Source organism: Rhodococcus sovatensis, assembly GCF_037327425.1.
Classification (GTDB): domain Bacteria; phylum Actinomycetota; class Actinomycetes; order Mycobacteriales; family Mycobacteriaceae; genus Rhodococcoides; species Rhodococcoides sovatense.
Genome location: NZ_CP147846.1, coordinates 2921747 through 2946260, shown reverse-complemented (window position 1 = coordinate 2946260; position 24514 = coordinate 2921747). Strand labels below are relative to the sequence as shown.

The 24514-nt window shown below is 64.4% G+C and carries 23 protein-coding genes; 19 read left to right on the top strand and 4 right to left on the bottom strand.

Translation table 11 applies throughout. From position 1 onward, the window contains the following. The first annotated feature begins 152 nt into the window (after positions 1–152). The 3 genes from WDS16_RS13765 to WDS16_RS13755 are packed head-to-tail and all read left to right on the top strand — an operon-like array spanning position 153 to position 2544. Positions 153–464 carry a hypothetical protein gene (locus WDS16_RS13765; RefSeq protein WP_338893181.1) on the top strand — a complete coding sequence of 104 codons (312 nt, stop codon included), beginning with the start codon at positions 153–155 and terminating at the stop codon, positions 462–464. Next, positions 461–2263, top strand: coding sequence for a hypothetical protein (locus WDS16_RS13760; protein WP_338893180.1), 1803 nt, complete (start codon positions 461–463; stop codon positions 2261–2263). Before WDS16_RS13765 ends, WDS16_RS13760 begins: the two co-directional genes overlap by 4 nt. Further along, positions 2260–2544, top strand: coding sequence for a hypothetical protein (locus WDS16_RS13755; protein ID WP_338893179.1), 285 nt, complete (start codon positions 2260–2262; stop codon positions 2542–2544). The genes WDS16_RS13760 and WDS16_RS13755 overlap by 4 nt, the downstream gene beginning before the upstream one ends. Before the next feature lie 14 nt (positions 2545–2558). Here the strand turns inward: WDS16_RS13755 and WDS16_RS13750 are convergent, their stop codons facing one another. Beyond that, on the bottom strand, positions 2559–3413 hold the full coding sequence (locus WDS16_RS13750) for a dienelactone hydrolase family protein (protein ID WP_338893178.1): 855 nt from the start codon (positions 3411–3413) through the stop codon (positions 2559–2561). 75 nt (positions 3414–3488) lie between these two features. Here WDS16_RS13750 and glmS point away from each other — a divergent pair, with 75 nt between their 5' ends. The 8 genes from glmS to tsaD all read left to right on the top strand — a co-directional run bounded on the left by glmS (position 3489) and on the right by tsaD (position 12114). Further along, complete coding sequence (glmS, locus tag WDS16_RS13745; RefSeq protein WP_338893177.1) at positions 3489–5351, top strand: glutamine--fructose-6-phosphate transaminase (isomerizing); 1863 nt, start codon at positions 3489–3491, stop codon at positions 5349–5351. A 201-nt stretch (positions 5352–5552) separates the two neighbouring features. Then, a complete protein-coding gene (locus WDS16_RS13740) occupies positions 5553–6986 on the top strand; it encodes an NAD(P)H-hydrate dehydratase (RefSeq protein ID WP_338893176.1) in 1434 nt (477 codons plus the stop codon). Between the two features lie 178 nt (positions 6987–7164). Continuing rightward, entirely contained in the window at positions 7165–8355 is a 1191-nt protein-coding gene (gene alr / locus WDS16_RS13735) for an alanine racemase (protein ID WP_338893175.1), read from the top strand. Continuing rightward, positions 8352–9392, top strand: a complete 1041-nt coding sequence (locus tag WDS16_RS13730) for an alpha/beta fold hydrolase (RefSeq protein WP_422395798.1) — start codon at positions 8352–8354, stop codon at positions 9390–9392. The genes alr and WDS16_RS13730 overlap by 4 nt, the downstream gene beginning before the upstream one ends. Then, positions 9385–9885 (top strand): tRNA (adenosine(37)-N6)-threonylcarbamoyltransferase complex ATPase subunit type 1 TsaE, encoded by a 501-nt coding sequence (gene tsaE, locus WDS16_RS13725; protein WP_338893174.1) that lies wholly within the window; start codon positions 9385–9387, stop codon positions 9883–9885. The genes WDS16_RS13730 and tsaE overlap by 8 nt, the downstream gene beginning before the upstream one ends. 53 nt (positions 9886–9938) lie before the next feature. Further along, positions 9939–10601: a tRNA (adenosine(37)-N6)-threonylcarbamoyltransferase complex dimerization subunit type 1 TsaB gene (tsaB, locus tag WDS16_RS13720; RefSeq protein WP_338893173.1), complete on the top strand. Its 663-nt coding sequence runs from the start codon at positions 9939–9941 to the stop codon at positions 10599–10601. A gap of 17 nt (positions 10602–10618) precedes the next feature. After that, positions 10619–11074 carry a ribosomal protein S18-alanine N-acetyltransferase gene (gene rimI / locus WDS16_RS13715; RefSeq protein WP_338893429.1) on the top strand — a complete coding sequence of 152 codons (456 nt, stop codon included), beginning with the start codon at positions 10619–10621 and terminating at the stop codon, positions 11072–11074. Continuing rightward, positions 11071–12114 carry a tRNA (adenosine(37)-N6)-threonylcarbamoyltransferase complex transferase subunit TsaD gene (gene tsaD, locus WDS16_RS13710; protein ID WP_338893172.1) on the top strand — a complete coding sequence of 348 codons (1044 nt, stop codon included), beginning with the start codon at positions 11071–11073 and terminating at the stop codon, positions 12112–12114. The genes rimI and tsaD overlap by 4 nt, the downstream gene beginning before the upstream one ends. A 2-nt stretch (positions 12115–12116) precedes the next feature. On the opposite strand, the gene WDS16_RS13705 is transcribed toward tsaD, so the two are convergent. Next, positions 12117–13769, bottom strand: coding sequence for an Hsp70 family protein (locus WDS16_RS13705; protein WP_338893171.1), 1653 nt, complete (start codon positions 13767–13769; stop codon positions 12117–12119). A 295-nt stretch (positions 13770–14064) separates the two neighbouring features. On the opposite strand from WDS16_RS13705, the gene WDS16_RS13700 reads away from it, so the two are divergent. The 3 genes from WDS16_RS13700 (at position 14065) to groL (ending at position 16888) form a co-directional block, all read left to right on the top strand. Continuing rightward, complete coding sequence (locus tag WDS16_RS13700) at positions 14065–14616, top strand: potassium channel family protein (protein WP_338893170.1); 552 nt, start codon at positions 14065–14067, stop codon at positions 14614–14616. Between the two features lie 263 nt (positions 14617–14879). Then, entirely contained in the window at positions 14880–15179 is a 300-nt protein-coding gene (gene groES, locus WDS16_RS13695; RefSeq protein ID WP_008718149.1) for a co-chaperone GroES, read from the top strand. 95 nt (positions 15180–15274) lie between these two features. Further along, entirely contained in the window at positions 15275–16888 is a 1614-nt protein-coding gene (groL, locus tag WDS16_RS13690) for a chaperonin GroEL (RefSeq protein ID WP_338893169.1), read from the top strand. A gap of 85 nt (positions 16889–16973) precedes the next feature. Here the strand turns inward: groL and WDS16_RS13685 are convergent, their stop codons facing one another. Beyond that, positions 16974–17267 carry a WhiB family transcriptional regulator gene (locus tag WDS16_RS13685; protein ID WP_082898115.1) on the bottom strand — a complete coding sequence of 98 codons (294 nt, stop codon included), beginning with the start codon at positions 17265–17267 and terminating at the stop codon, positions 16974–16976. An 871-nt stretch (positions 17268–18138) separates the two neighbouring features. On the opposite strand from WDS16_RS13685, the gene WDS16_RS13680 reads away from it, so the two are divergent. The 3 genes from WDS16_RS13680 (at position 18139) to WDS16_RS13670 (ending at position 20644) form a co-directional block, all read left to right on the top strand. Continuing rightward, positions 18139–18957, top strand: coding sequence for a hypothetical protein (locus tag WDS16_RS13680; RefSeq protein ID WP_338893168.1), 819 nt, complete (start codon positions 18139–18141; stop codon positions 18955–18957). A gap of 123 nt (positions 18958–19080) precedes the next feature. Continuing rightward, positions 19081–19659: a sigma-70 family RNA polymerase sigma factor gene (locus WDS16_RS13675; protein ID WP_338893167.1), complete on the top strand. Its 579-nt coding sequence runs from the start codon at positions 19081–19083 to the stop codon at positions 19657–19659. Further along, positions 19652–20644, top strand: a complete 993-nt coding sequence (locus tag WDS16_RS13670; protein WP_338893166.1) for an anti-sigma-D factor RsdA — start codon at positions 19652–19654, stop codon at positions 20642–20644. The genes WDS16_RS13675 and WDS16_RS13670 overlap by 8 nt, the downstream gene beginning before the upstream one ends. A gap of 90 nt (positions 20645–20734) precedes the next feature. On the opposite strand, the gene WDS16_RS13665 is transcribed toward WDS16_RS13670, so the two are convergent. After that, entirely contained in the window at positions 20735–21139 is a 405-nt protein-coding gene (locus tag WDS16_RS13665) for a DUF5319 domain-containing protein (RefSeq protein ID WP_026347520.1), read from the bottom strand. A gap of 277 nt (positions 21140–21416) precedes the next feature. Between WDS16_RS13665 and guaB the strand changes: the two genes are divergently transcribed. Next, the gene (gene guaB / locus WDS16_RS13660; protein ID WP_338893165.1) at positions 21417–22940 is read left to right on the top strand and encodes an IMP dehydrogenase; all 1524 of its coding nucleotides are present in this window, start codon (positions 21417–21419) and stop codon (positions 22938–22940) included. Positions 22941–22996: 56 nt separating this feature from the next. After that, positions 22997–24136 (top strand): GuaB3 family IMP dehydrogenase-related protein, encoded by a 1140-nt coding sequence (locus WDS16_RS13655; RefSeq protein WP_338893164.1) that lies wholly within the window; start codon positions 22997–22999, stop codon positions 24134–24136. Positions 24137–24514 lie beyond the last annotated feature (378 nt).

Below are 24514 nucleotides of genomic sequence, written 5' to 3'. Positions count from 1 at the left end.
CACATTTTCGTGGTCGTTCCGCAGGCGTCGATCCCGCGACCCGAGTTCTTGATCTCGGACGTTACCTGCAGTACCAGGAACCGTTTCCCGCCGGGCTGCGTCGAACATGACAGGAGCGACTTTCGTTCCGCTGGTTCGAGGTAGTTGGGGGAATGGCGGAGATGGAGATCGATGTCGCGGCGGTCGCACAGGTGGCTACTGGGTTCGAGCAGTCGGCCGAGGCGATCGGCAACATTGCCGCACAGGTCGCGACGCTGGCGTTCGGCGCCCAGAAGGCGGGACGGAACTACGGCGACGTCGGCGCTCGAATCGCTGCAGGGTATGACGGGGTCGAGTCGAGTTTTCGTCAGTGGGACGTGGCGAGCAAGGACAACACGGTCCGATTGCGGGCAAGTCTTGCCTCGTATCAGGACACGGACAGGGCTGCGGCCCAGTCGATCGAGTATCAAGGGGGAGCGCGATGAGCCCCACCGACCGCAGCATCGACGCCATCCTCGACTCTGGTGCGGTGGGACTTGTGTACTTCGAGAATTACCTTCCCATTCTGCATCGAATAACCTCCGATTCGTCCTGGACGTACCCAGGTCTGTGTGCGCGCTACGACCAGCAACGTGGTCTCGATCTCGGTATTCTCGAAGAGGACGCGCGGCTGCTCACCGCCAGCGTCGTGGCCGCACGAGCCGAGGTGGACCACCAGGATGGGCTGGCGCGCACGCTTGCGGCGTCGTGGGTAGGCGCCACAGGTGAAGCGGTCCTCGCCGACGTTCGGTCCGACCGTACGATCGGCAGTCAACGCGCCGAAGGAGCCAACCAACTCTCGCTGGCCATGGCTGCGGCAGTGGACGGGATTCGCGGGGCAGTCGAGCGCAAGGCCATCGAGATCGGCCAATTCGCCCCGGCGGGGAAGGGGGTGTCCGGGTGGGGGCTGGTGGACGGAAAGCCCCTCGATGTCGTCGTGACCATCGATCTCCTGGCCACTCTCGATCCGGGCGAGTCCATGGCCTGGGGCTCGGCATCGGCTTGGATCGCACACGTGTCGCCGTTCCTCCCTGCCGTCGTTGCACCGATCCCAGCCGACGTACCGAATGCTCTACCTGCCTCCTTGGCGCCCAACCCCGTCTCACTGTCACCCGAAGCCACGCTGATCCACGCCAAAGGTGTATGCGACGAGTGGCTTCGAACCATATTTGCTCCACTCGTGACGGCGGCCTGTAAGCACCTGGTCGACATATGCGAGTCGATCGACGGGGCCGTACGCGACTACCTGTCCACGGTGGCCGAGGTTGCCGAATCGATCGACACCCGGGCATTCCCGACGGTTGATGGAGGCGGTGGAGCGGGCGGTATGGGTGGCAGTGATGGCGCGCGGGTTCCACCGTTGGTGCCCGACACCCTCGCGGTCGCACCACAATCGACCGCCTCGGGCGAAGGGGTATCGAGCGCGGGGCAGCCCCAACTCGGTAGCTCACTGCCTGCATCAGGCGCACCGATGCCTGCATCGACCGATCTCCCACCGGCTGTGGAGTCGCTGCTACCGGCCATGAAATCGATGTTCGGCGAACTACCCAGCGGTGTGGAGGTCATTGCTGCGATCGAACGGGTCGGACACGACATGACCGAGCAGTTGAAAGCAGTACTCGGGGATGTGATCGGACGTCTGGGCGAGTCCGCCGAACCGCGCATCCAGCAGGAGGGATTACCCGCCGAATCGCAGTCCGGTCCGCACACGTCGGCGCCCCCGCAGGCGACTCCTGCGGATCCACCACCGGCATCCCCACCCGCAGCGCCAGCTTCGCCCGTAGCGCCATCTCCGACGGGTGTACCTGCACCGATCATCGACGGCGATGCCGAACGCGGGCACCTCGAAGCTGCGTTCGATGGACACAGTGCACGACTCTCCTTGGCTCACAACGGGATCGTCGCCCTGGATCTCGGAAGCCCGGACGGCGCCAACCGTCGCTTCGAACTGAGACCAGGACCGTTCGGGCTACCGGTCGTCGAGCAGGTCGACGGGCCGACGCACACCGTGCCCGCCGCCGACGTCGCACAGGTGGCCGAGACACCCGAAGTACCAACTGGGCCCGCTGAGGTCACGTTGCCACCTCCGGATGCCGTGCCCACCGAAGGAGTGGTCCCAGATGACGCTGTGCCTGCTGAGGACGCTGTGCCTGCTGAGGATGCCGGGAACGCTCAACCCGAACCACCACCTGAGCACGAGGCTGTCCTCTCGGGTGCTCAGCTCACCGAGGCGGGCCCGCTGTGAGGGTCGGTGCGGAGGGACCCGATCGGTGGTGGGCCGGCCGTATGGACCGGATCGGCGCTGACTATCGAGACTCGATTGCAGCAGCCGGAAGGCGCTACGAGGAGGCGGTTCGGTCCACGCTCGCTCCGAAACAGGACTCGTCCGCACCCGACGTGCCCACAGACGAGGCCGAGCGTGAACCTCTTTCGTACCTGATTCCGGCCAACCTGGACACGAGAGCGCGTCGAGGATCGGCGGCGGAAGCCCCGCACGACCCCGCGCCGACGACTTGGCTGGTGTGACGCTCGGCCCCGGGTCAGCGACCGATCACGGCGCGGACAGCGGAAATCGGACTCGGCTTCGGCTGATCCTCGATCGGAGCGTGCGGATCGACGACCCGTGTGTTCTTCAACTCCGCCGAGCCGGCCAGACCCTCGTAGTCCTTGTCGCCGGTGAGGTGGAACAGTAGAAAGGCGGTGAGGAGGATCCGGGTCGTGCGGACCGTCGCCCTCTCGGTGCCGCCGACACCCAATGGGCTCAGCAGTCGCCGCCCTTCGACGATCCCGTCGGACGTACCTTTCGCCAGCCGACGGAAGGTCGAGGGTCCCCCCAATGCTCCGGCGAGCGAGAGAGTGTTGTCGTTGAGTGAGTCGGTCAACGCGGGGTCGCCGAGAACGAGGCCGGGTATCGACAGGGTCTGCGCGGCCTCTTCTGCGCTCGGCGACGAGGGCGCTGGATACAGTGCGGCGACTGCCTTCACGTCGGTACGGGCTGCGGCGGCCAACACTGCGACGCTCGCCCCCATCCCGTGCCCAGCTATCGCAAGCTTGTCGGGGTGAACACTGATATCGCCCGTTCCGAGGCGAACGCCGGTGACGATATCGAGCGTTGTGGCCAAATCGGCCGCGAGACCGCGGTGTGAGCTGAGTAGCCCGCGTTCGGTGTCGGGCGCTGCGGCGACTATGCCCCACGACGCCAGATGCTTCAGCGTGTTCTCGTACCGCTCGGCGCCGAGCAGCCAACCGTGGCCGAATGCGACGGCGGGCAGGTTGTAGCCGTTAGCAGGCGTGAACACGATGCCGGGCTGGCCGGCGAGCGCAAGGTTGCCGCGTAGCACCTTGTGCGGTCCACGTTTGCCGAGAAGAGCTGCGAGCTTCTTTGGTGTCGCCACAGTCGCAACGCTATCGGATCGAGTGGGCGCGAGGCAGGTATGGGGGCGCCCGAGGGGCGGGTACCCTCAGTCACCATGTGCGGAATCGTGGGATACGTCGGTCACCGCCCGGCTCTGGGCGTAGTGATCGAGGCGCTTCGGCGAATGGAATACAGGGGCTATGACTCCGCGGGCATCGCGATTCTCGACGGATCCGGTCGTACCGCCGTCGAGCGCAAAGCGGGTCGTCTGGCCAATCTCGAAGCCGAACTCGACGAGGTCGGCGCCGACAAGTTCGTGGGTACCGCGGGCATGGGGCACACCCGCTGGGCGACGCACGGCCGACCGACGGATCGCAATGCCCACCCGCACCGCGACGCGTCGGGTTCGGTGGCGGTGGTCCACAACGGCATCATCGAGAACTTCGGTCCACTGCGGGCAGAACTCGAAGCCGAGGGCATCGAATTCTCCAGCGACACCGACACCGAGGTCGCCGTGCACCTGGTGTCACGCGCCTACGACACCGGCGAGACCAAGGGTGACTTCGTCGCAAGCGCGAAAGCAGTTCTGCGGCGGCTCGAAGGCGCCTTCACCCTGGTGTTCACTCACTCCGATCACGCCGACACCATCGTTGCGGCACGTCGATCCACGCCACTCGTGGTCGGCGTCGGCGACGGCGAGATGTTCCTCGGTTCGGACGTCGCGGCGTTCATCGAGCACACCCGTGAGGCTGTCGAGCTCGGCCAGGATCAGGTGGTCGTCATTACCTCGAGCGGCTACGAGATCACCGACTTCGACGGCAACGAGGCGTCGGGCCGCCCGTTCCACATCGACTGGGACCTCGCGGCCGCCGAAAAGGGCGGTTACGACTACTTCATGCTCAAGGAGATCCAGGAGCAGCCGACGGCCATCGCCGACACGCTCCTCGGGCACTTCGAGAACCGTCGGATCGTGTTGGACGAACAGCGACTCTCGGATCAGGAACTGCGGGACGTCGACAAGATCTTCGTCGTAGCCTGCGGCAGTTCGTACCACTCCGGTCTGCTCGCGAAGTATGCGATCGAGCACTGGACGCGTCTTCCTGTCGAGGTCGAACTGGCCAGCGAATTTCGGTACCGCGATCCGGTTCTCGATCGGTCGACCCTCGTCGTGGCAATCTCGCAATCCGGTGAAACTGCGGACACGCTGGAGGCAGTGCGACACGCAAAAGAGCAGAACGCGAAGGTACTCGCGGTCTGCAACACCAATGGTTCGCAGATTCCTCGCGAGGCCGACGCGGTGTTGTACACGCGGACCGGCCCGGAGATCGGCGTCGCGTCGACCAAGGCTTTTCTTGCGCAGGTGACTGCCAACTACCTGGTCGGTCTGGCGCTGGCGCAGGCCCGTGGCACCAAGTACCCCGACGAGGTCGCACGGGAATTCGCGGATCTGGAAGCGATGCCGAAACTGGTTCAGCGCGTTCTGGATTCGGTCGAGCCGGTGCGCGAACTCGCACGCGAACTCGCGACGTCACCGACGATTCTCTTCCTCGGTCGCCACGTCGGCTATCCCGTAGCTCTCGAAGGTGCGCTCAAGCTCAAGGAACTCGCCTACATGCATGCCGAGGGCTTCGCCGCCGGCGAGCTCAAGCATGGTCCGATCGCGTTGATCGAGGACGGCCTGCCGGTCATCGTTGTGATGCCGTCGCCGAAGGGTCGTGCGGTGCTGCATTCGAAACTGCTCAGCAACATTCGAGAGATCCAGGCGCGCGGGGCACGGACCGTCGTCATCGCTGAAGAAGGCGACGAGACGGTGCGGCCGTTCGCCGACCATCTGATCGAGATCCCGGCGGCCCCGACCCTGCTGCAGCCGCTGCTCTCCACGGTTCCGCTCCAGGTCTTCGCCGCCGAGGTTGCGCAGACCCGGGGCTACGACGTCGACAAGCCGCGAAACCTGGCAAAGTCGGTCACGGTTGAGTAGCGGCTCCGCTGCAGTAACTCTGGGCGGCTCCGCCGCAGTGGCCTTGGTGGCGGCTCCGCCGCAGTGGCACGGTTAAGTGCACTGCAGGACACTCAACCATGCCACTGGAGCGGAGCGACCCGGGTCGGCTGGAGCGGAGCGACCCGGGTCGGCTGGAGCGGAGCGACCCGGTCGGCTGGGCCATAGCGGAGGAGGACAGCGTTGAGGAGTTACTACACCCCCGATCAGGTCCGCGAGGCCGAGCGGCCACTGCTCGAGTCGTTGCCCGCCGGAGTGCTGATGCGCAGGGCTGCACACGGATTGGCCACTGTGGTGGCTGCCGAGTTGCACCATCGAACAGGCGGCGTGTTCGGCCGTGAGGTGTGCGTCCTCGTCGGTTCTGGTGACAACGGCGGCGACGGCCTGTGGGCGGGAGCATTGCTGCGGCGTCGGGGTGCGGCCGTCACCGCCGTGCTCCTGAATCCGGAACGAGCTCATCCTGATGGCCTCGCTGCGTTCCGACGCGCGGGCGGGCGGGTGGTGGCGTCACCGGGAGCCCCGGACGTAGTGATCGATGCGATCGTCGGGATCTCCGGGCAGGGTGCGCTTCGCCCCGACGCAGCGGCCCTCGTCGCGGCGATCAGAGCTCCGATCGTTGCGGCCGACATCCCCAGCGGCGTCGACCCGGTCACCGGCGCGGTGGTCGGGGCGGCTGTGCGTGCACAGGTCACGGTTGCGTTCGGCGCCCGCAAGCCAGCACACGTTTTGGCTGTACCTTACTGCGGCAGAGTCGAACTCGTCGACATCGGCCTGTCGATCGAGGCGCCGTTCTTCGAGTCGCTGTCACCGTTCGACGTCGGCTCGGTGTGGCCGATGCCCACAGCGGAGGACGACAAGTACTCACAGGGTGTGGTGGGTGTGCTCGCAGGCAGCGACCGGTATCCCGGAGCTGCGTTGCTGTGCACCGGTGCGGCGGTAGCGGCGACGTCCGGCATGGTCCGCTACGTCGGTAGCGCCGCCACCGAAGTCGTTCGGCGCTACCCGGAGGTCGTGGCTGCGAGGGATCTCGACGCAGCGGGGCGGGTGCAGGCCTGGGTCATCGGTCCCGGATTCGGTACGGGGGAGGAGTCCAGGGCGCGGCTGATGGACGTACTCGGCTCCGACCTTCCTGTCGTCGTCGACGCCGACGCGCTGACGATCCTCGCTTCCTCGCCGGACTCGGTTCGCGAGCGAACTGCTCCCACGTTGCTGACACCGCACGCGGGCGAGTTCGAACGACTGACCGGCTCTGCTCCGGGTCCGGATCGCGTGCAATCGGTCCGCACTCTCGCGTCGGAGTGGGGTGTGGCCGTGTTGCTCAAGGGACGCGCAACGGTGATCGCGGACCGGGACGGCCGAGTGCTGGTGAGCGACGCCGGTGGCTCGGCTGCGTCTACGGCTGGTTCCGGTGACGTGCTGTCCGGGTTGCTCGGGGCACTCGTCGCCTCGGGGTTGGACCTGCTGACTGCCACTGCGTGCGGAACGCGTGTTCATTCGCTCGCGGCCGCAACGGCCGCCTATGGATCCGGTGGCGAGCTGGCTGCTCCTATCTCCGCAGGCCCTTTGCTTGCGGCGGTCCCGGAGGCGATCAGAATTGTGCGTTCGGGTGCGGTCTGAGCGTTTCCCGCGGTCGTGATGCGTTCCCAAGAATGATGCGTTCCCGAGAGTGTAGTTGGCATCGCGGGGACAACAAACGCGCGAGCAGTGGTCAGGGCAGTTTTTCCAGTGCCGAATGCGCTTTATTCGGCACCGGGTGGCACTATCGATTGTTGTGAAGAACGTAAGGGCTGCTGAGATGAGTGGCCCCGATACCGGTGCCGGCTCGACGGCAACGATCGACCTCGGAGCAATCGCCCACAATGTGCGTGTGCTCCGGGAACATGCTGGAGATGCCGCGACCATGGTCGTGGTGAAAGCGGACGCCTACAACCACGGTGCCCTCGCAGTCGCGCGCACTGCTCTCGCAGCGGGCGCGACCGAGCTGGGAGTGACGACGGTGGGTGAGGCCATTGCGCTTCGACAGGCCGGGATCACGGCTCCGATCCTGTCGTGGCTACATCGATCGGACACCGACTTCGCACCGGCCATCACCGAGGGAATCGAAATCGGTGTGTCTTCGAAGGCGCAGTTGGCTGCGGTGGCAGCAGCCGCCGTGCGTACGCACCGTACTGCCGTCGTCACGCTGAAGATCGATACCGGTCTGAACCGTAACGGTGTCGCGTCCGATGAGTTCGGCGACGTCCTGGCACTTCTCGGTCGCACGATCGCCGACGAGTCGGTGCGGTTGCGCGCAGTGTTCTCGCACTTGGCGTGTGCCGATGTCCCTGACCATCCTGCGAACGACCGTCAAGCCAAGGTTCTGCAGGACAGCGTCGCGTCGGCCGCGTCGGCCGGGGTGCGTCCGGAGATCGTGCACCTCGCGAATTCGGCCGCCGCTCTGACCAGGCATGATCTTCGTTTCGACATGATTCGACCTGGAATCGCCGCATACGGCCTGTCGCCGATCCCCGAACTTGGGCAGTTCGGTCTGAAGCCCGCGATGACAGTGTCTGCGTACGTAGCCCTCGTGAAACGCGTGTCGGCAGGACAGAGCGTGTCGTACGGGCATACGTGGACGACGCCCCGCGACACTGTCCTCGGGTTGATTCCGATGGGGTACGCCGACGGTGTGACTCGGAGCTTGAGCGGTCGCTTCGACGTCGCTATCGGCGGACGCCGATTCCCGTCCGTCGGACGGGTTTGCATGGATCAGTTCGTGGTCGACCTCGGTCCCGACGGCGGCGGTGTCCAGGAAGGTGATACTGCGGTGCTGTTCGGATCGGGTGTGGACGGCGAGCCGCTCGCCCAGGAATGGGCGGATTCACTCGACACGATTCACTACGAGGTCGTCACCGGAATCGGTGGGCGCACGCGCCGCGCATACATTCCTGCTGTCGAGCACCCGGCCGGCACGGTACTGCAGACACCAGAGGAGGCCTCGACGTGAATCTGCTGGGCAGCCTGGGAATCCTGAACAGCGTCGGGATTGCATTGCGCGAGACCGTCCTTCGTTCGAACAAGGATCCGATGGCAACGGAGAATCTGGAGCTCATGGACGCCGATCGCGGGTCCATTGTGGTCGCGGACGACGGGGTGCCGCTCGCGGTTCGGGAAGTTGGGCCGTCGGACGCCCCGGTCACGGCGATCTTCGTCCACGGGTACTGCCTCCGTATGTCCTCCTGGCACTTTCAGCGCCAAGCGCTGGAGCAGGAGTGGGGATCGAAGGTCCGAATGGTGTTCTACGACCAACGTGGACACGGCCGGTCTGGAACGCCTTCTCCAGAGAGTTGCACGATCGAGCAACTCGGCCTTGATCTCGATGCCGTCATCCGAAGCGTCACTCCGCGAGGTCACTTGATCCTGATCGGGCATTCGATGGGCGGGATGACGATTTTGTCGATGACGCGGCAGAAGCCGGACGTTGTGCGTGAGCGGGTTATCGGTGTCGCACTCATTTCCACGACGGCCGCGGGACTCGCAGAAACCGGGCTCGGGCGCAGCCTCGACAACCCAGTCGTCGACGCGTTCAGGTTGGCGGTGCGGACGTCGCCCGGAGTGGTGCAGTTCGGCCGGGGCGCCGCCAAGAAGTTGATCGCTCCGGTGTTGCGGGCAGCGTCGTACGGTACCCGGGTGAGCCCGAGGCTAGTGGACTTCTCACAGCAGATGATCGATGACACCTCGGTCATCACCATCGTGAACTTCCTGAAGACGCTCGAACTGCACGACGAGAGCGACGCATTGGTCGAACTGGCTCGAATTCCGGCCACGGTGGTCTGCGGCGACGACGACTGGATCATTCCCTTCGACAGTTCGGTCGCCCTTGCCGACGCTCTTCCAGCGGCCGAGATGGTCCGCATCCGCCAAGCGGGGCATCTGGTGCAGCTCGAATTCCCGGACAAGGTCAATGCCGCACTCACCCGGCTGGGAACGCGAGCACTCCAGTTGAAGGCGAAGAAGCGATCGGGCCGGAGGGGCGTTGTCTGACGAGTCGGACGTATTCGTCGACGGACGAGAAGTTCTGTTGTCGACGGTGGAGGACACCGAGGACTTCGGTTTCCGGCTGGCGCACACCTTGCAGGCCGGTGATCTGGTAATTCTCGACGGCCCGCTCGGTGCGGGCAAGACGGCGATGACCAGGGGGATTGCTGCAGGTCTGGGTGTTGTCGGGAGGGTGAGCTCGCCGACATTCGTCATCGCTCGCGAACACCGGCCCGGTGTGCGTCCGGGCGGAAAACCTGCGGTGACCCTCGTCCACGTCGACGCATACCGGTTGGGCATGACCGGTCAGTCCGCGCTGGACGAGCTCGATGCCCTCGACCTGGACTCCGATCTCGTCGACGCGGTCGTGGTGGTCGAGTGGGGTGAAGGACTGGTCGAGAAGCTGGTGGACAGTCACGTGTCGGTGCGCATTCGTCGTGACGTGGAGAGTGACGAACGGCGTGTGCTCGTCCGTCGCGTCTCGGGGGCGGCCCGCTGAGCAGGACGTGCCGTGTGGAATGGACACCTCACGCGCGGGTACTCTGAGCTACCGTGCTCGTTCTCGCCGTCGATACCTCCACACCCTCCGTGACCGCAGGAGTGGTTCGTTACGACGATGGTGCGGTGGAGACTCTCGCGGCACGCATCGTCGTCGACGCCCGGTTGCATGCCGAGGTTCTCACTCCCAACATCCTCGAGTGTTTGGCCGAGGTCGAGCTGGCACCGGCCGATCTCGACGCAGTCGTCGTCGGTGTCGGGCCCGGACCCTTCACCGGTTTGCGCGTCGGAATGGCCACCGCGGCTGCCTTCGGTGATGCACTGGGTCTCCCGGTGCATGGGGTGTGCAGCCTCGACGCGATTGCTGCACAGCTGCCATCGGAGTCCGAATTGCTCGTCGTCACCGACGCACGCCGTCGTGAGGTGTACTCGGCGCGATATCGAGACAGCACCCGAATCTCTGGTCCGGATGTGGGTGCAGCGGATCTCGTCGACATCGGTTCGGCGACGGTAGTAGCAGGATCCCCTGCACACACTGCCCTGTTCGAACTCGAAGTCCGAGAGGTGAACTCACCGTCACCGGAGGGCCTCGTCCTGGCGGTCGGAGACGCGCTCACGTCCGGCGCAAAGCCGGAGCCGTTGATCCCACTGTATCTGCGTCGGCCCGACGCCAAGACCATTGCCGAACGCGAAGCCGCGAAGCAGGTCGCGAAGTGACGCTGCAGATCACGTCGATGGTCACCGCGGATGCCGCGAGGTGCGCCGAGTTGGAAAGCGTGTTGTTTCCCGGTGACGGTCCGTGGACCGAGCGCGCATTTCTGTCCGAACTCGCTGCGCCGCACAATCATTACTTCGCCGCAAGGGAAGGCGGCACGCTTCTCGGCTATGCCGGAATTGCATTGCTCGGGCGAGGCGACTCCGCCGAATCCGAGGTGCACACCATCGGTGTCGATCCGGCCGCGCATCGGCGTGGAATCGGTGGCAAGCTGCTCGACGCGCTTCTGCGCGAAGCCGATTGTCACGGTGGATCGGTGTTTCTAGAAGTTCGCACCGACAACACCCCGGCAATCGAGTTGTACGCGCGTGAGGGCTTCGTCGTTGTCGGTACCCGCCGAAACTACTACCAGCCAAGTGGCGCAGACGCTTTCACGATGCAACGACCGAACAGAAGGGCGAGTGCACCGGCATGATCGTCATGGGTATCGAGAGTTCGTGCGACGAGACCGGTGTAGGCATCGTCCGCTGGCGAGATTCGGGTGTGTGCGAGCTGCTCGCCGACGAGGTCGCTTCGAGCGTCGACGAGCATGCCAGATACGGCGGTGTGGTTCCGGAGGTCGCATCTCGTGCACACCTCGAAGCAATGGTTCCGACGATGAGGCGGGCGCTTGCCGCTGCCGACATCGACCGTCCCGACGCGGTCGCCGTCACCATCGGGCCAGGCCTTGCAGGTGCTTTGCTGGTGGGGGTCGCTGCCGCGAAAGCGTACGCAGCGGCTTGGGGAGTGCCGTTCTACGCGGTCAATCATCTCGGTGGGCATGTCGCTGTCGACACCCTCGAGCACGGGCCGATGCCGCCGTGTGTGGCGCTGCTCGTGTCCGGTGGCCATACCCACCTTCTGCATGTGGACGATCTGGGGGCCCCGATCGTCGAACTGGGTACCACCGTCGACGACGCTGCGGGGGAAGCGTTCGACAAGGTAGCCCGGTTGCTCGGCCTCGGCTACCCAGGTGGACCGGCGCTCGATGATGCTGCGCGCGAAGGAGATCCGAATGCGATAGCCTTCCCCCGCGGTATGACGGGCCCTCGTGACGCGCGCTACGATTTTTCGTTCTCGGGCGTCAAGACGGCCGTGGCGCGTTTCGTCGAGGCGCGGAGGCGTGCCGGCGACGCCATTCCGATCGCCGACATCGCCGCGTCGTTCCAGGAGTCGGTGGCCGATGTTCTGACGATGAAGGCCCTTCGGGCTGCCGAGGATATGCAGGTGGACACTGTCGTTCTAGGCGGCGGAGCGACCGCGAATTCCAGAATCCGTTCGATGATCGAATCGCGATGCACCACAGCGGGTGTGACGCTTCGCATTCCGAAGCCAAGGCTGTGTACCGACAATGGAGTCATGATTGCGACTCTCGGGGCGCACTTGATCTCGGCCGGGGCGAGCGCGTCCGATCTACGAGTCGCGACGGACCCGGGATTGCCGGTCTCCACCAGCATTCTCGCGGGGCGCTCGTAGGTTCAGCCCTCGGGCGGCGCTGCGGTATCCGTCGAGTCTGCCCGGGGCGTCTCCTCGGGTTCATCGATGGCCGTCGGTGCGGGCGTCCACACCGTCTCCGGTGGCGACAGGGGCGGTGACGACGGTGTGGCGCCTACCTGGGTTGTGCGCACGCCCTCCGGTGACGTCGGCCGCGCCGATGTTTCCGCCGCTCGGTCCGGGGTCGAATTCGGTGTCTCCGGCGTCGGCTCCGGCGATGTTGCCGATTCAGCTGGGCTACCGGTCGGCGACAGCTCGGTCGACCCGTCCGGGGGAGGGGACACGGGGTTGGTCGTGGATGGAATCGTGGTCGTCGGGATCGGTGTGGTCGTCCCGGCCGCAGGGGACGTCTCTCGCGGCTGGGCAGGCCACGGAATGACCGGCAGGTCGGGTGCTGGGTGCAGCGACGGTGTCACAGAGGGCCTTTCCGTAGTCGACGTGGGTTCTGTCGACCTCGTCGAACTGGCGGTCTGCCCGGACGTTGTGCTGGTGCCGGGAGTCACGTCGGGATCCGGCGCTATACCGTCCGAGTCAGGCTGATCGAGGACCAGCTCGGCTGTCGGGGCGGCGGAACCGGCCGGCGACACCGACGGTCCGTCACTCGGGACCAGTGTTTGCACCGCGTATGCGACAACGATTCCACCGACCACCAACGCGCCGACGAGCGCTCCGGTGAAGCGGCCGATCGATCGAGCACTGCTTCCTGCACCGTGGCCGACTTTGGGGTATCGGCCTGGATGTGTGGTCAGTGCGAGTAGTGCAGCTCCCTTGGCCAGAACTGTGTCGGGTTCGGTCGGAACGACGACGGGCAGGGCAAGTGCGGATCCGAATGCGGTGCGGACGATAGGGATATTGGCGCCGCCGCCGATGAGTACGACTGCCTCCGGCGGCGACGAGCTCAGTTCTGCATTGCGTTCGGTGAAGCGCACTGTATTCATCACATACGGGCGAACCGCCGATTCGAATGCGGCACGGTCCAGGGTCGCCCCATGGCCGGCATCACCGACTTCGGCGGCGTCGTGCGTGGACAGGTGTTCCTTGATCGATCGATAGCGCGCGGACCCGATGCCGCGGTCGTCGCGCAGATCGTCGCGCACCGTGGTGTCGGCTGCTGCGTTGCCGTGGACCAGAGCTTTCACCAGCCGGTTGACGACGTCACCACTGAAGTGCTTGGTGCGCTCCTCGGCGAGGAGCTCGCCTGATCGGGTGTCGACGACAGAGGCGGTCGTTCCTGTTGCCCCGACGTCGACGATCGTGACGGTCCGATAGCGGCCGATCAGCCCGGAATCGTCGAGAAATGCAAACGCTGCCGCAGGCTCGGGAACGAGAATCGCTGTCCACCGGGTATGCGAGAGGGCCGAACGTATCGATGAGGCTTGTGCCTGCGTGCGGTACGACACCGCGATCGCATCGGGCACGAGACGATCGTCTGCGTGCGCCCCTACGCCTGCGGGGGTAGGGGCCAGCGAGGCCATCAGTTCGACAGCAGATGCGACCAGGTCACCTGTGTCGGTGTTCACTTCGCTGTCCGCGGACACCGTCCGATATTCGACCGTCCGCGAACCGTCGGCTTCCTCGACGACGAGGGCAGCGCACACGACCTCGGTTCCGGTGGACACACCGATTGCGATCCTCATGCCACCCTCCCCCCTTGCTGTGCGTCGAGCCCCGTTGTTCGTCGAGCCCCGTTGTGCGTTGTCTTCGCAACGACTCGCCTGTCGCAGCTGACACCGTCCGGGGACGTGTTGCCGCTGACGATCTCGAATTGCCGGCGCTGGTCTCGACCGGCGTGACTGGGCTTTACCCATCACTATTGCTTCTCGTTATCTTAACGTTACAGAACGGATTGCCCGAATGTGAAACGCCGCACTCGATCAGGGCCTATGACTTAGGACGCATCGAGCTCGAACTGCTTTGAGCGAAAGTGGACGAATGGCGACTGATGGGTCCTACGCGAAGCTGGACGACAAGGCCCGGCGCGCACTTCTGATTCGAGCATTGGTTCGGCCTATTGCCACGACCGTAGTGCTGACCGCGTTGTATTTCGTTGCGCCGATGACCGGTGTGGAAGACCTCGGGTCTGTTGTCTTCCTGGTGTCGGTCCTGTCCGTGGTCGTGGTCGTGTGTGCCTGGCAGCTGGTCAAGGTGGTTCGCGCCGACTACCCGGCAGTTCAAGCCGTCGAAGCGCTCGCTGCCGTCCTACCGGTCTATCTGATCGGGTTCTCCAGTGCTTACTACCTGATAGCTGCGTCGTCCGCGCAGAACTTCAACGAGCCGATTTCACGAATGGGAAGTTTGTATTTCACGCTGTCGGTGTTTTCCACCGTCGGATTCGGCGATATCACTGCATCCTCGGATTTCGCGCGAGCCGTCGTGTCGGTGCAAATGGTCGGAAATCTGGTGATCATCGCATTCGGTGGGCGTCTACTTCTCGCAGCCGTGCGGCGGGGGCAGGCGAGGAAGCAGACAGGCGGGGCCCATTAGGAAGAGTTAGCCGAGAAGGTCGTCACGCTGGTCCGGGGCGCAACGGCGTGGTTTTCGCTGCGGGCGTAACGAGTCGACCGGCATCTGGCGCACCCAGCCCTTGAGTGCTGGCACTCGCGTGTATAGAGTGCTAGTCAGCGCTGAGTGAGGTCCCGGAACCCGCGACGACGGGAACGAGCACAGGGCACTGAACATGAAGTATCAACACAGCAGTCCGGGGATCCGACCCCGGACGCGTACCCCATAACAATGGAGGGCTCAACGTGGCGAGCGTGAAAATCAAGCCGCTCGAGGACAAGATCCTCGTCCAGGCCAACGAGGCCGAGACGACGACCGCCTCCGGTCTGGTCATCCCCGACACAGCCAAGGAGAAGCCTCAGGAGGGCACCGTCGTCGCTGTTGGCGAAGGCCGTGTCACCGAAAAGGGCAACCGGATCCCGGTCGACGTCAAAGAAGGCGACACCGTCATCTACAGCAAGTACGGCGGCACCGAGATCAAGTACGCCGGCGAGGAGTACCTGATCCTCTCGGCACGCGACGTGCTGGCAGTCATCGCCAAGTAATCAGTACGCAGGTCCGCCCCGGAGCCCGACACACTCGGTCCCGGGGCGGACTGCGTTTCGATCGAGTCCCGAACTCGAAGGAGTAGCCCCAGAAGATGTCCAAGCAAATCGAATTCAACGAGAACGCACGCCGCGCTCTCGAGCGTGGCGTCGACAAGCTCGCCGACGCCGTCAAGGTGACGCTCGGGCCACGCGGCAGGCACGTCGTGCTGGCCAAGGCATTCGGCGGCCCGACGGTCACCAATGACGGTGTTTCCATCGCGCGTGAGATCGACCTGGAAGACCCGTTCGAGAACCTCGGTGCTCAGCTCGTCAAGAGCGTGGCCACCAAGACGAACGATGTAGCCGGAGACGGCACGACCACCGCGACCGTTCTTGCGCAGGCACTCGTGCGCGGCGGCCTGAAGAACATCGCTGCAGGCGCCAACCCGATCGCACTCGGTTCGGGAATCGCCAAGGCTGCCGACAAGGTCGCCGAAGAGCTTCTGGCTGCGGCAACACCGGTCGAGGGCAAGGACGCAATCGCACAGGTCGCGACGGTGTCCTCGCGCGATCCGGAGATCGGTCAACTGGTCGGCGAGGCACTTACTCGTGTCGGTGCCGACGGAGTCGTCACGGTCGAGGAGTCCTCTGGCCTCAGCACCGAGCTGACGGTCACCGAGGGCGTGCAGTTCGACAAGGGATACTTGTCGCCGTACTTCGTGACCGATCTCGATGCGCAGCAGGCTGTGCTCGAAGACGCGTACATCCTGCTCCATCGCGACAAGATCACCTCGCTGCCCGACTTCTTGCCGTTGCTCGAGAAGGTCGCAGAGAGCGGCAAGCCGCTTCTCATCATCGCCGAGGACACCGAGGGCGAAGTTCTGTCCACTCTCGTCGTGAACTCGATCCGCAAGACCATCAAGGCAGTCGCTGTGAAGGCTCCGTTCTTCGGTGACCGTCGCAAGGCGTTCCTCGACGATCTGGCGGTAGTGACGAACGGTCAGGTCATCACCGCCGACGTCGGTCTGAGCCTCAAGGAGGCTGGGCTCGACCTCCTCGGGCAGGCGCGTCGCGTAGTCGTCACCAAGGACGAGACGACCATCGTCGACGGTGCGGGCACCCAGGTCGACATCGATGCCCGCGTCGGCCAGCTACGCCGCGAGATCGAGAACACCGATTCGGAATGGGATCGCGAGAAGCTCGAAGAGCGTCTGGCGAAGCTGTCCGGCGGAGTTGCGGTCATCAAGGTCGGTGCTGCCACCGAGACCGAGTTGAAGGAACGCAAGTTCCGCGTCGACGATGCGGTCAACGCGGCCAAGGCTGCCGTGGAAGAGGGCATCGTCCCCGGTGGCGGTTCCGCGCTGACGCAGGCAGGGCTGTCACTCGCGGACAACCTGGGCCTGACGGGCGACGAGGCGACCGGTGTCGCCGTTGTACGCGCCGCCCTGAACGCTCCGTTGTTCTGGATTGCCACGAATGCCGGTCTCGACGGATCGGTCGTCGTCAGCAAGGTCGCCGAGCTGGCCAAGGGGCACGGCTTCAACGCCGCAACCCTCACCTACGGTGATCTGCTCGCCGACGGTGTCGTCGATCCGGTCAAGGTCACGCGTTCGGCCGTCGTCAACGCCGCATCTGTTGCGCGCATGATCCTGACGACCGAAAGTGCGATCGTCGAGAAGCCGGTGGAAGCCGAAGAGCCTACGGGCGGACACGGCCACAGCCACTGAGCTTCACGCTCCAACAGAGAAAGACGGGCCCCTTCCGAATTATCGAAGGGGCCCGTCTTTCGTTCGGTCGAGGCTGCGGCCGACGTCAGACCGCGATGCGTCGTCGATTGTGACGCGCGTGCATCTCTCGCTCGGTCTCGGACATGCCACCCCAGATTCCGTACGGCTCAGAGACGCTGAGGGCATGTGTCCTGCACTGTGCCAGCACCGGGCAACTGCGGCACATCTCCTTTGCGCGCATCTCACGCTGGGCACGCGCACGGCCTCGTTCGCCGTCAGGGTGAAAGAACATCGACGAGTCGACGCCACGGCACAGGCCGTGCATCTGCCAGTCCCAGATATCGGCATTGGGCCCAGGGAGGTGGTTCGGCTGTGGCATGAGGACTCCTAGGGTGTGTGCTCGCCGTGAACGGTGCGGCGACGCGTGAAGAAGACGCCTGACAATGTGAAATGTGCTTCGCTCGGCGGTGAGGTCGAACTTGTGGTGAACTCGTTCCGTGAGGACCGGTCAGAACTTCATCCGGCCTTCGGGTACGACGCCAACGTTATTCGTGGCGATGAAATCGCGTCAATAGTTCGCCGCCGTGGGCATTTACATAGGTAGAACTCGAGAAGTTAACGCGGCCGACATTTACAACAGCACATTCTCGTGCAACGCATTCATGGTGAAGAAATTGCCCACCCGTGCCACTATTGCCGCCTCGGGTCCTACGAGCCGAAGCGCGATCGGTCCTTCGCGCATGAACCCGACGCTTGGTGTCATGGCGGTGTGCGCAGCACTGTGGGCGGGGTAGCTACCTTGTTTCTGCTGTTCAGGGAAGTGATGGTAATAGTGTCGGCGTTGCGTACGCTGAAATTGGGAGCGGCAACTTGCTGCCCCGTGCGCCGATTAGGCGGGTGCCTTCGGGTACTAGGTGACGGCCGTGATTCATGTCGTACGTTCACGTCGTACGGTGCCTGCCGAGCTACTCCGATAGGTGGCGCAGTGTTTCCGATTAACCTGTCGGCTACAGAATCGTCAGAAACTACTCACCGAGCGTCCATGAAAACCAATGTTAATTCCATGAAACAAATCGTACGAACGCATGGCACGGAATGGCGAACCAAGACAATCTCCGATTCTTTGCCGGTAGAAAGGGCGAGAATTCAGCGGCCGCCGACCCTGCGAGTGCGGCGCGACCGTACTCACCGGAAGGGCTCGGACCTCTCCGTCGTACCGTTGCTGAGTGCTACTGGATGAGGACAGCGTGATGCCTGCAGGCGACGACGGTTTTCATGCGGCCGCGTGGGGTGACGACCCTGGCCGCTGGCCGCTGCCAGCGGCGTCCGATCCGCTCGACAAGTGGCGTCGTGCGGTCGCGCTCGGGGGACAGGGGAGGTACAGCGCCGCGTGCGCCGAACTCGACGAGGCCGAGCGCACTGTCGCCGTGGCAGCAGGGTTACGGTCGCTCATGGCCTCGACGCGGGCGTCATGGTCGAGGCAGATGGGTGCGCACGTTCGTGCGGCGAGATACGACGGAGCCGCGATCGCCCTCGTCGGACTCGACATGACGCGGGTAGGGCCGTTCATCGCCCAAGCCAGGTGTGACGCGTTGACCGGGCTGGCAGCGGATGCCCTCGGCGTCGGACGTTTCTTCGCCGCGGATGCGCTGTTGACCCGTTGCCAGGAGCTCATGGTGCGCGAGGGAAATTGCGAGTCGCTGTGGCGACAGCGACTGCGGCTGCGGTGGGTGCGAGCGGAACTTGCCATGGTCTCAGGTGATGGCGAGGGGGCGGTACGACACGCTTTCGACGCGCGCGAGCTCGCCACCGAGACCGATTCGTTACGTCACATCACGAAGACCGAGTTGATTGTCGCCGCGGCTGTCAGTTCGCTGGGAGATATCGAACGCAGTCGTCGCATTGCACACAGCGTGCTCGACGCCTGCTCGGAGCACGGGCTCGTGCCGTTGCGCTGGGCTGCGGCCATGCTGACAGCGGGTTTGGGAGACGCCCCGGCGTCGGCGTCGATCATCGCCGAGTGCGTCGCTCTCCTCAGTCGGCGGGGCGGTGAATTCGCTGATGGATAAGACCACGAACCGAGTGGTTCGATTCCGCGGATCCGAGGTGGCTATCCTTACTAGGTTCCACCTGCTGGTGGAAACGCTTGTCGAACTGGGCGGCGTCACTGTAACGCGGGGATCTCTTGAGCGATGAACAACACGGGTGAGGAGTTGGACTCCTTCGTCGTTGCCGCAGCGCAAGGCGAGCGAGCCGCACTTTCCCGAGTATTGGAAATAATCCGTCCACTCGTCGTGCGGTACTGCCGCGCTCGAGTGGGGTCCGCCGAGCGTGGTCAGCTCTCTGCGGACGACGTAGCGCAGGAGGTCTGCTTGGCAGTCATGACCGCCTTGCCGCGCTACCAGGACCAAGGCAGACCATTCATGGCCTTCGTGTACGGCATCGCGGCACACAAGGTCGCAGATGCCCACCGAAGCGCATCACGTAACAAATCGGATCCGGCCGCCGAAGTACCAGATGTCGTGTCGACGGAACACGGACCGGAGCAGAAAGCTCTGGAGTCCGAGTCGAGTAGACAGATGACCGCCCTGCTGGACACCTTGCCGGCGAAGCATCGAGAGATTCTCGTGCTCCGCCTAGTCGTCGGACTATCGGCAGAGGAAACAGCGGCGGCAGTCGGTAGTACTGCAGGCGCCATCCGCGTTGCTCAACACCGAGCCATCGCGAAACTGAAGAACGAAGTTGTGAAAGCGGGTGAAATGTATGGCTAAGAACAACGGCCGCGATGGCATTCCCCGTATCGGTCGACCGGATCGGTCGCCGATCACTCCATCCGGCGGCTCCCTCGGTGATCTATCCGACACGGGCATGGTGGACATCGCGGCGGTACGTCGAGACGACGAGTTCATCGAAGCCATCCGCGGTGACGGTCCCGTCGCAACTGACAACGCCAACGACTACCAGCTGGCTCTGTTGCTCACGAATTGGCGTGCGGAGATATGCACACCCGCACTGCCCGCTGGTCCTGATCTGAACGAGGTAGCCGCTGCGGTCGATCAGGAAATCGCGGCAGCCGGATTGCGGCGCAAGGCATCCGGCCGGACGAGGCGCGGTCTGCTCCGTCCGGTTGCTGGTGCTGCCGCAGCCATCGCGTTGGTGATGGGCGGGCTCGTGGTCTTCTCGTACAATTCGGCCCCTGGCGACCCGCTCTGGAGCGTCAAGTCCGTCGTGTTCTCCGAGCAGGCTGATTCGACTGTCGCACAGATGGATACGACATCGAAGCTCGAAGAGGCAGAGCAGTTGATCGCCTCTGGCGACATTGCAGGAGCCCAGGCGTTGCTCGATGGAGCATCGGCGACGTCGGGTGAAGTCATCGACCAAGCTCAGCGGACCGATCTCGAGATCTGGTTGCAGCGGCTGATGGAGCAACTGCAGACGATCCTCCCGACGATTCCGCCTGTTCTGCTGCCACAGCAACAAGCGATCGTTCCGGATCCGGTGTTGCCCGAGGTTCCCTCTTTCCCTGTGACGTCGGTGCCAGTCATACCCCCGGTCCAAAGCAGCACGGACTTGACGCTGCCTCCGGTGACCAGCGATCCGGTGTCGCCACCGCCGACGGAGGCCCCGGTCACGACGACCTCCGAACCGGCAGCTTCGATCATGCGTGAGCCGAACCCGACGACAGCCACTGCCAGTGGGTCGACCGACGGAGGTACATCGCAGTCCCGGATAGACACACTCGACAACGGCGGCTGACACGCTTGCAAACGAAAAAGTGCCCTACACGGCTCGTGTAGGGCACTTTTTCGTTGTCGTCGTCTCCGAACCCGCGAGTTCTCGAACCCGCTAGTTTTCGAACCCGTCGCCGTGGAGTGCGTCGTTCATCGACGCGTCGGCATAGCCTCGGCAGTAGTCCCAGGTGACGTATGCGTCCGGAACCGGGTCGTATGCGGGCTCATGAGGCCGCACGGTGCCGTCGACCAATAGCTGGAGAAGATTTGCCCTGAGCATGTCCCAGTCGTGGTAGTGGTCCTGTTGGCAGTCCTCGCAGCAGACGACTAGACCACGGATCCCTCGGTGTCCGAGAAGTGCTTCGTACACCGCGAGGTCGGCGAGGTCTTCCTCGACTGCGAGCCGCTCCTGCGGGTCGAGCGGTTGTCCGGGCTCGATCGCGTCGAGAGCGGCCGAAGGGTCGGCGGGGTCACCGGCGAATGGATCCGGCGGTAGACCTGGAGGCAATTGATCGCGCACACCTCCACGGTACGCAGGACTGGTGGGTCTGCGCCAGCCGTTCATAGTCCGACACACCGACCCATCCGTTTTTTCGGGTGGTTCGCGTGGGTTCGTCGACCCTTCGTGGTGCGCGTTCACGCTGGTTGATCTCCAGGCGATACCATGGACAGAAGGCGTGCGGCCGAGCGAGCGCACGCGTCTTTGTTCTCCATCCGTTCTCGAACACACGCCTTTCTTCCGCATCCGTTCGTGCGTCGAAGAGATGCACCCAGGCTCTAGGGAGGGCCAGATCCGCATGAGTAGTTCCGGGGCACATGTCCGTACCGGTGGCGACGACCCGAACAAGGTCGCCATGCTCGGTCTGACCTTCGACGATGTTCTGCTGCTGCCTGCAGCCTCGGATCTCATTCCGAGTGCAGTGGATACATCGAGCCAGATAACACGCGAGATTCGGTTGCGAGTTCCACTCGTCAGCTCCGCGATGGACACCGTGACCGAAGCACGGATGGCGATCGCCATGGCCCGTGCAGGTGGCATGGGTGTTCTACACCGCAATCTGTCGCTGCAGGATCAAGCGTCACAGGTCGAGACGGTGAAGCGATCCGAAGCAGGCATGGTCACCGACCCGGTCACCTGCAAGCCGACGGACACACTCGCCGAGGTGGACGCCATGTGCGCCCGCTTCCGTATCTCCGGCCTTCCGGTCACCGACGAGACCGGCGCGCTGGTCGGCATCATCACCAATCGCGACATGCGTTTCGAGGTCGACCAGAACCGCCGCGTCGCCGACGTGATGACCAAAGCCCCCCTCATCACCGCTCGCGAGGGCGTCACGGCAGAGGCTGCCCTCGGACTGCTGCGTCGCCACAAGATCGAGAAGCTGCCCATCGTCGACGGGCAGGGCGCACTCACCGGACTCATCACCGTCAAAGACTTCGTCAAGACCGAACAACACCCCGACGCCACCAAGGACCGGGACGGTCGTCTGCTGGTCGGTGCTGCTGTCGGTGTCGGTCAGGACGCGTGGTCTCGCTCGATGGCGCTCACCGATGCAGGCGTCGACGTCCTCATCGTCGACACCGCGCACGGACACAACTCGCAGGTCCTCGAGATGGTCAGCAAGCTCAAAGCCGAGGTGGGAGAACGAGTTCAGGTTGTCGGTGGCAACGTGGCAACTCGTGCCGGTGCGCTCGCACTCGTCGAGGCAGGTGCCGACGCCGTCAAGGTCGGCGTCGGGCCCGGCTCTATTTGCACCACTCGCGTCGTTGCCGGCGTCGGAGCACCGCAGATCACCGCGATCCTCGAAGCCGTCGCCGCGTGCAAGCCGCACGGTGTCCCGGTCATCGCCGACGGCGGCCTCCAGTTCTCCGGCGATATCGCCAAGGCACTCGCAGCCGGAGCATCGACCGCGATGCTCGGTTCGCTGCTCGCAGGCACCGCCGAATCTCCCGGCGAATTGATCTTGGTGGGCGGTAAGCAGTTCAAGAGCTACCGAGGAATGGGTTCGCTCGGAGCGATGCAGGGACGCGGCGCAGCCAAGTCGTTCTCCAAGGACCGCTACTTCCAGGACGATGTACTGGCTGAGGACAAGCTCGTGCCCGAAGGAATCGAAGGACGCGTTCCCTACCGCGGACCATTGACACAGGTGATCCATCAACTGACCGGCGGTCTGCGGGCGGCGATGGGCTACACCGGATCCAACTCCATCGAGGAACTCCAGAATGCACAATTCGTGCAGATCACCGCTGCCGGCCTGAAGGAAAGCCATCCGCACGACATCACGATGACGGCTGAGGCGCCCAATTACTCCACGCGCTGACCGCCTTTCGGCCTCGCACTTGAAGATCCACGACACTTCTCGAGAAAGGGGCGCGCGTGCGCGACCTCGTTGAAATCGGCATGGGCAGAGAAGCCCGGCGAACCTACCAGCTCGACGACATCGACATCGTGCCGTCGCGCCGTACTCGTTCGTCGAAGGAAGTCTCCACCGCCTGGCAGCTCGACGCCTACCGATTCGACATCCCGGTTCTTGCCCACCCGACCGACGCACTCGTATCGCCTGAGTTCGCGATCGAACTGGGCAAGCACGGCGGGCTCGGTGTCATCAACGGTGAAGGTCTGTGGGCCCGGCATCCCGACGTCCAAGCGAAGCTCGACGAGCTGGTCGCGATCGCCGAGAACGACTTCGAGGCCGACGCGCCCGTCGCGTTCCTGCAGAAGTTGCACGCTGCACCGTTGCAGCCCGATCTGTTGGCAGCAGCGGTCGCCCAGGTACGGGCATCGGGCGTGACCGTCGCCGTGCGAGTCAGCCCGCAGTCCGCGAAGAGCCTGACTCCGGCTCTCGTTGCCGCCGGAATCGACCTGCTTGTCATCGCGGGCACCATCATCTCCGCCGAGCATGTTGCGCACGGTGACGAAGAGCCGCTGAACCTCAAGACGTTCATCGCCGAACTCGACGTACCTGTCATCGCAGGCGGGGTGAGCGATCACCGCACAGCGCTTCACCTGATGCGGACCGGTGCCGCAGGTGTCATCGTCGGGTACGGGTCGGTCGAGGGCAGCACCACGACCGGTGAGGTCCTCGGCATCGGCGTTCCGATGGCTACCGCCATCGCCGATGCCGCCGCAGCGCGTCGGGACTACCTGGACGAGACCGGTGGACGCTATGTCCACGTCATCGCCGACGGTGACATCACCACTTCCGGCGACCTGGCGAAGGCCATCGCCTGTGGTGCCGATGCCGCGGTACTCGGCGCACCGCTCGCTGCTGCCGCTGAGGCTCCCGGACGCGGTTGGTACTGGCCATCGGCAGCCGCGCACCCGTCCATGCCGCGAGGCGCGCTACTTCCCGTCGCAACCGAAGACCGTCCGAGCCTGGACCAGGTGTTGCACGGACCGTCCAGTGAGCCGTACGGTTCGATCAACTTCGTGGGCGGTCTGCGCCGCTCGATGGCAAAGTCCGGCTACTCGGACCTCAAGGAATTCCAGAAGGTGGGCTTGAACGTCAGGGCCTGATCTCTGCTGAGTTGTCGAAGGCGCGTACCCCGATCGGTCGGGGTACGCGCCTTTTTCGTGTGCTTTCCGGGTGACCGGCCGTCCGGCCGCGCAGGTTGCAGCGAGGGCGCGGGTTGCAACGTGTGCGTGGGCTGGAAGGTGCGCGTGCGGCTCGCGGAGTGACCGAATGGGTCATTCGGTCACTGTGGGGGTTCGAACGGACGGACTGAGCCTTGCCTCAGTTGGTGATACTCCAGGTTACAGCTACACTCGTTGTGTCAGCTGTCACAAGGTTGTAGTCAGTTAACGGTCTGCTGTCATCTATGGTGTGGTTCGAGTCATATCGGATTGGGAGTGTGTACCGAGCTGTCGAAGCCGGCTGCAGTACGTACGAGGCGG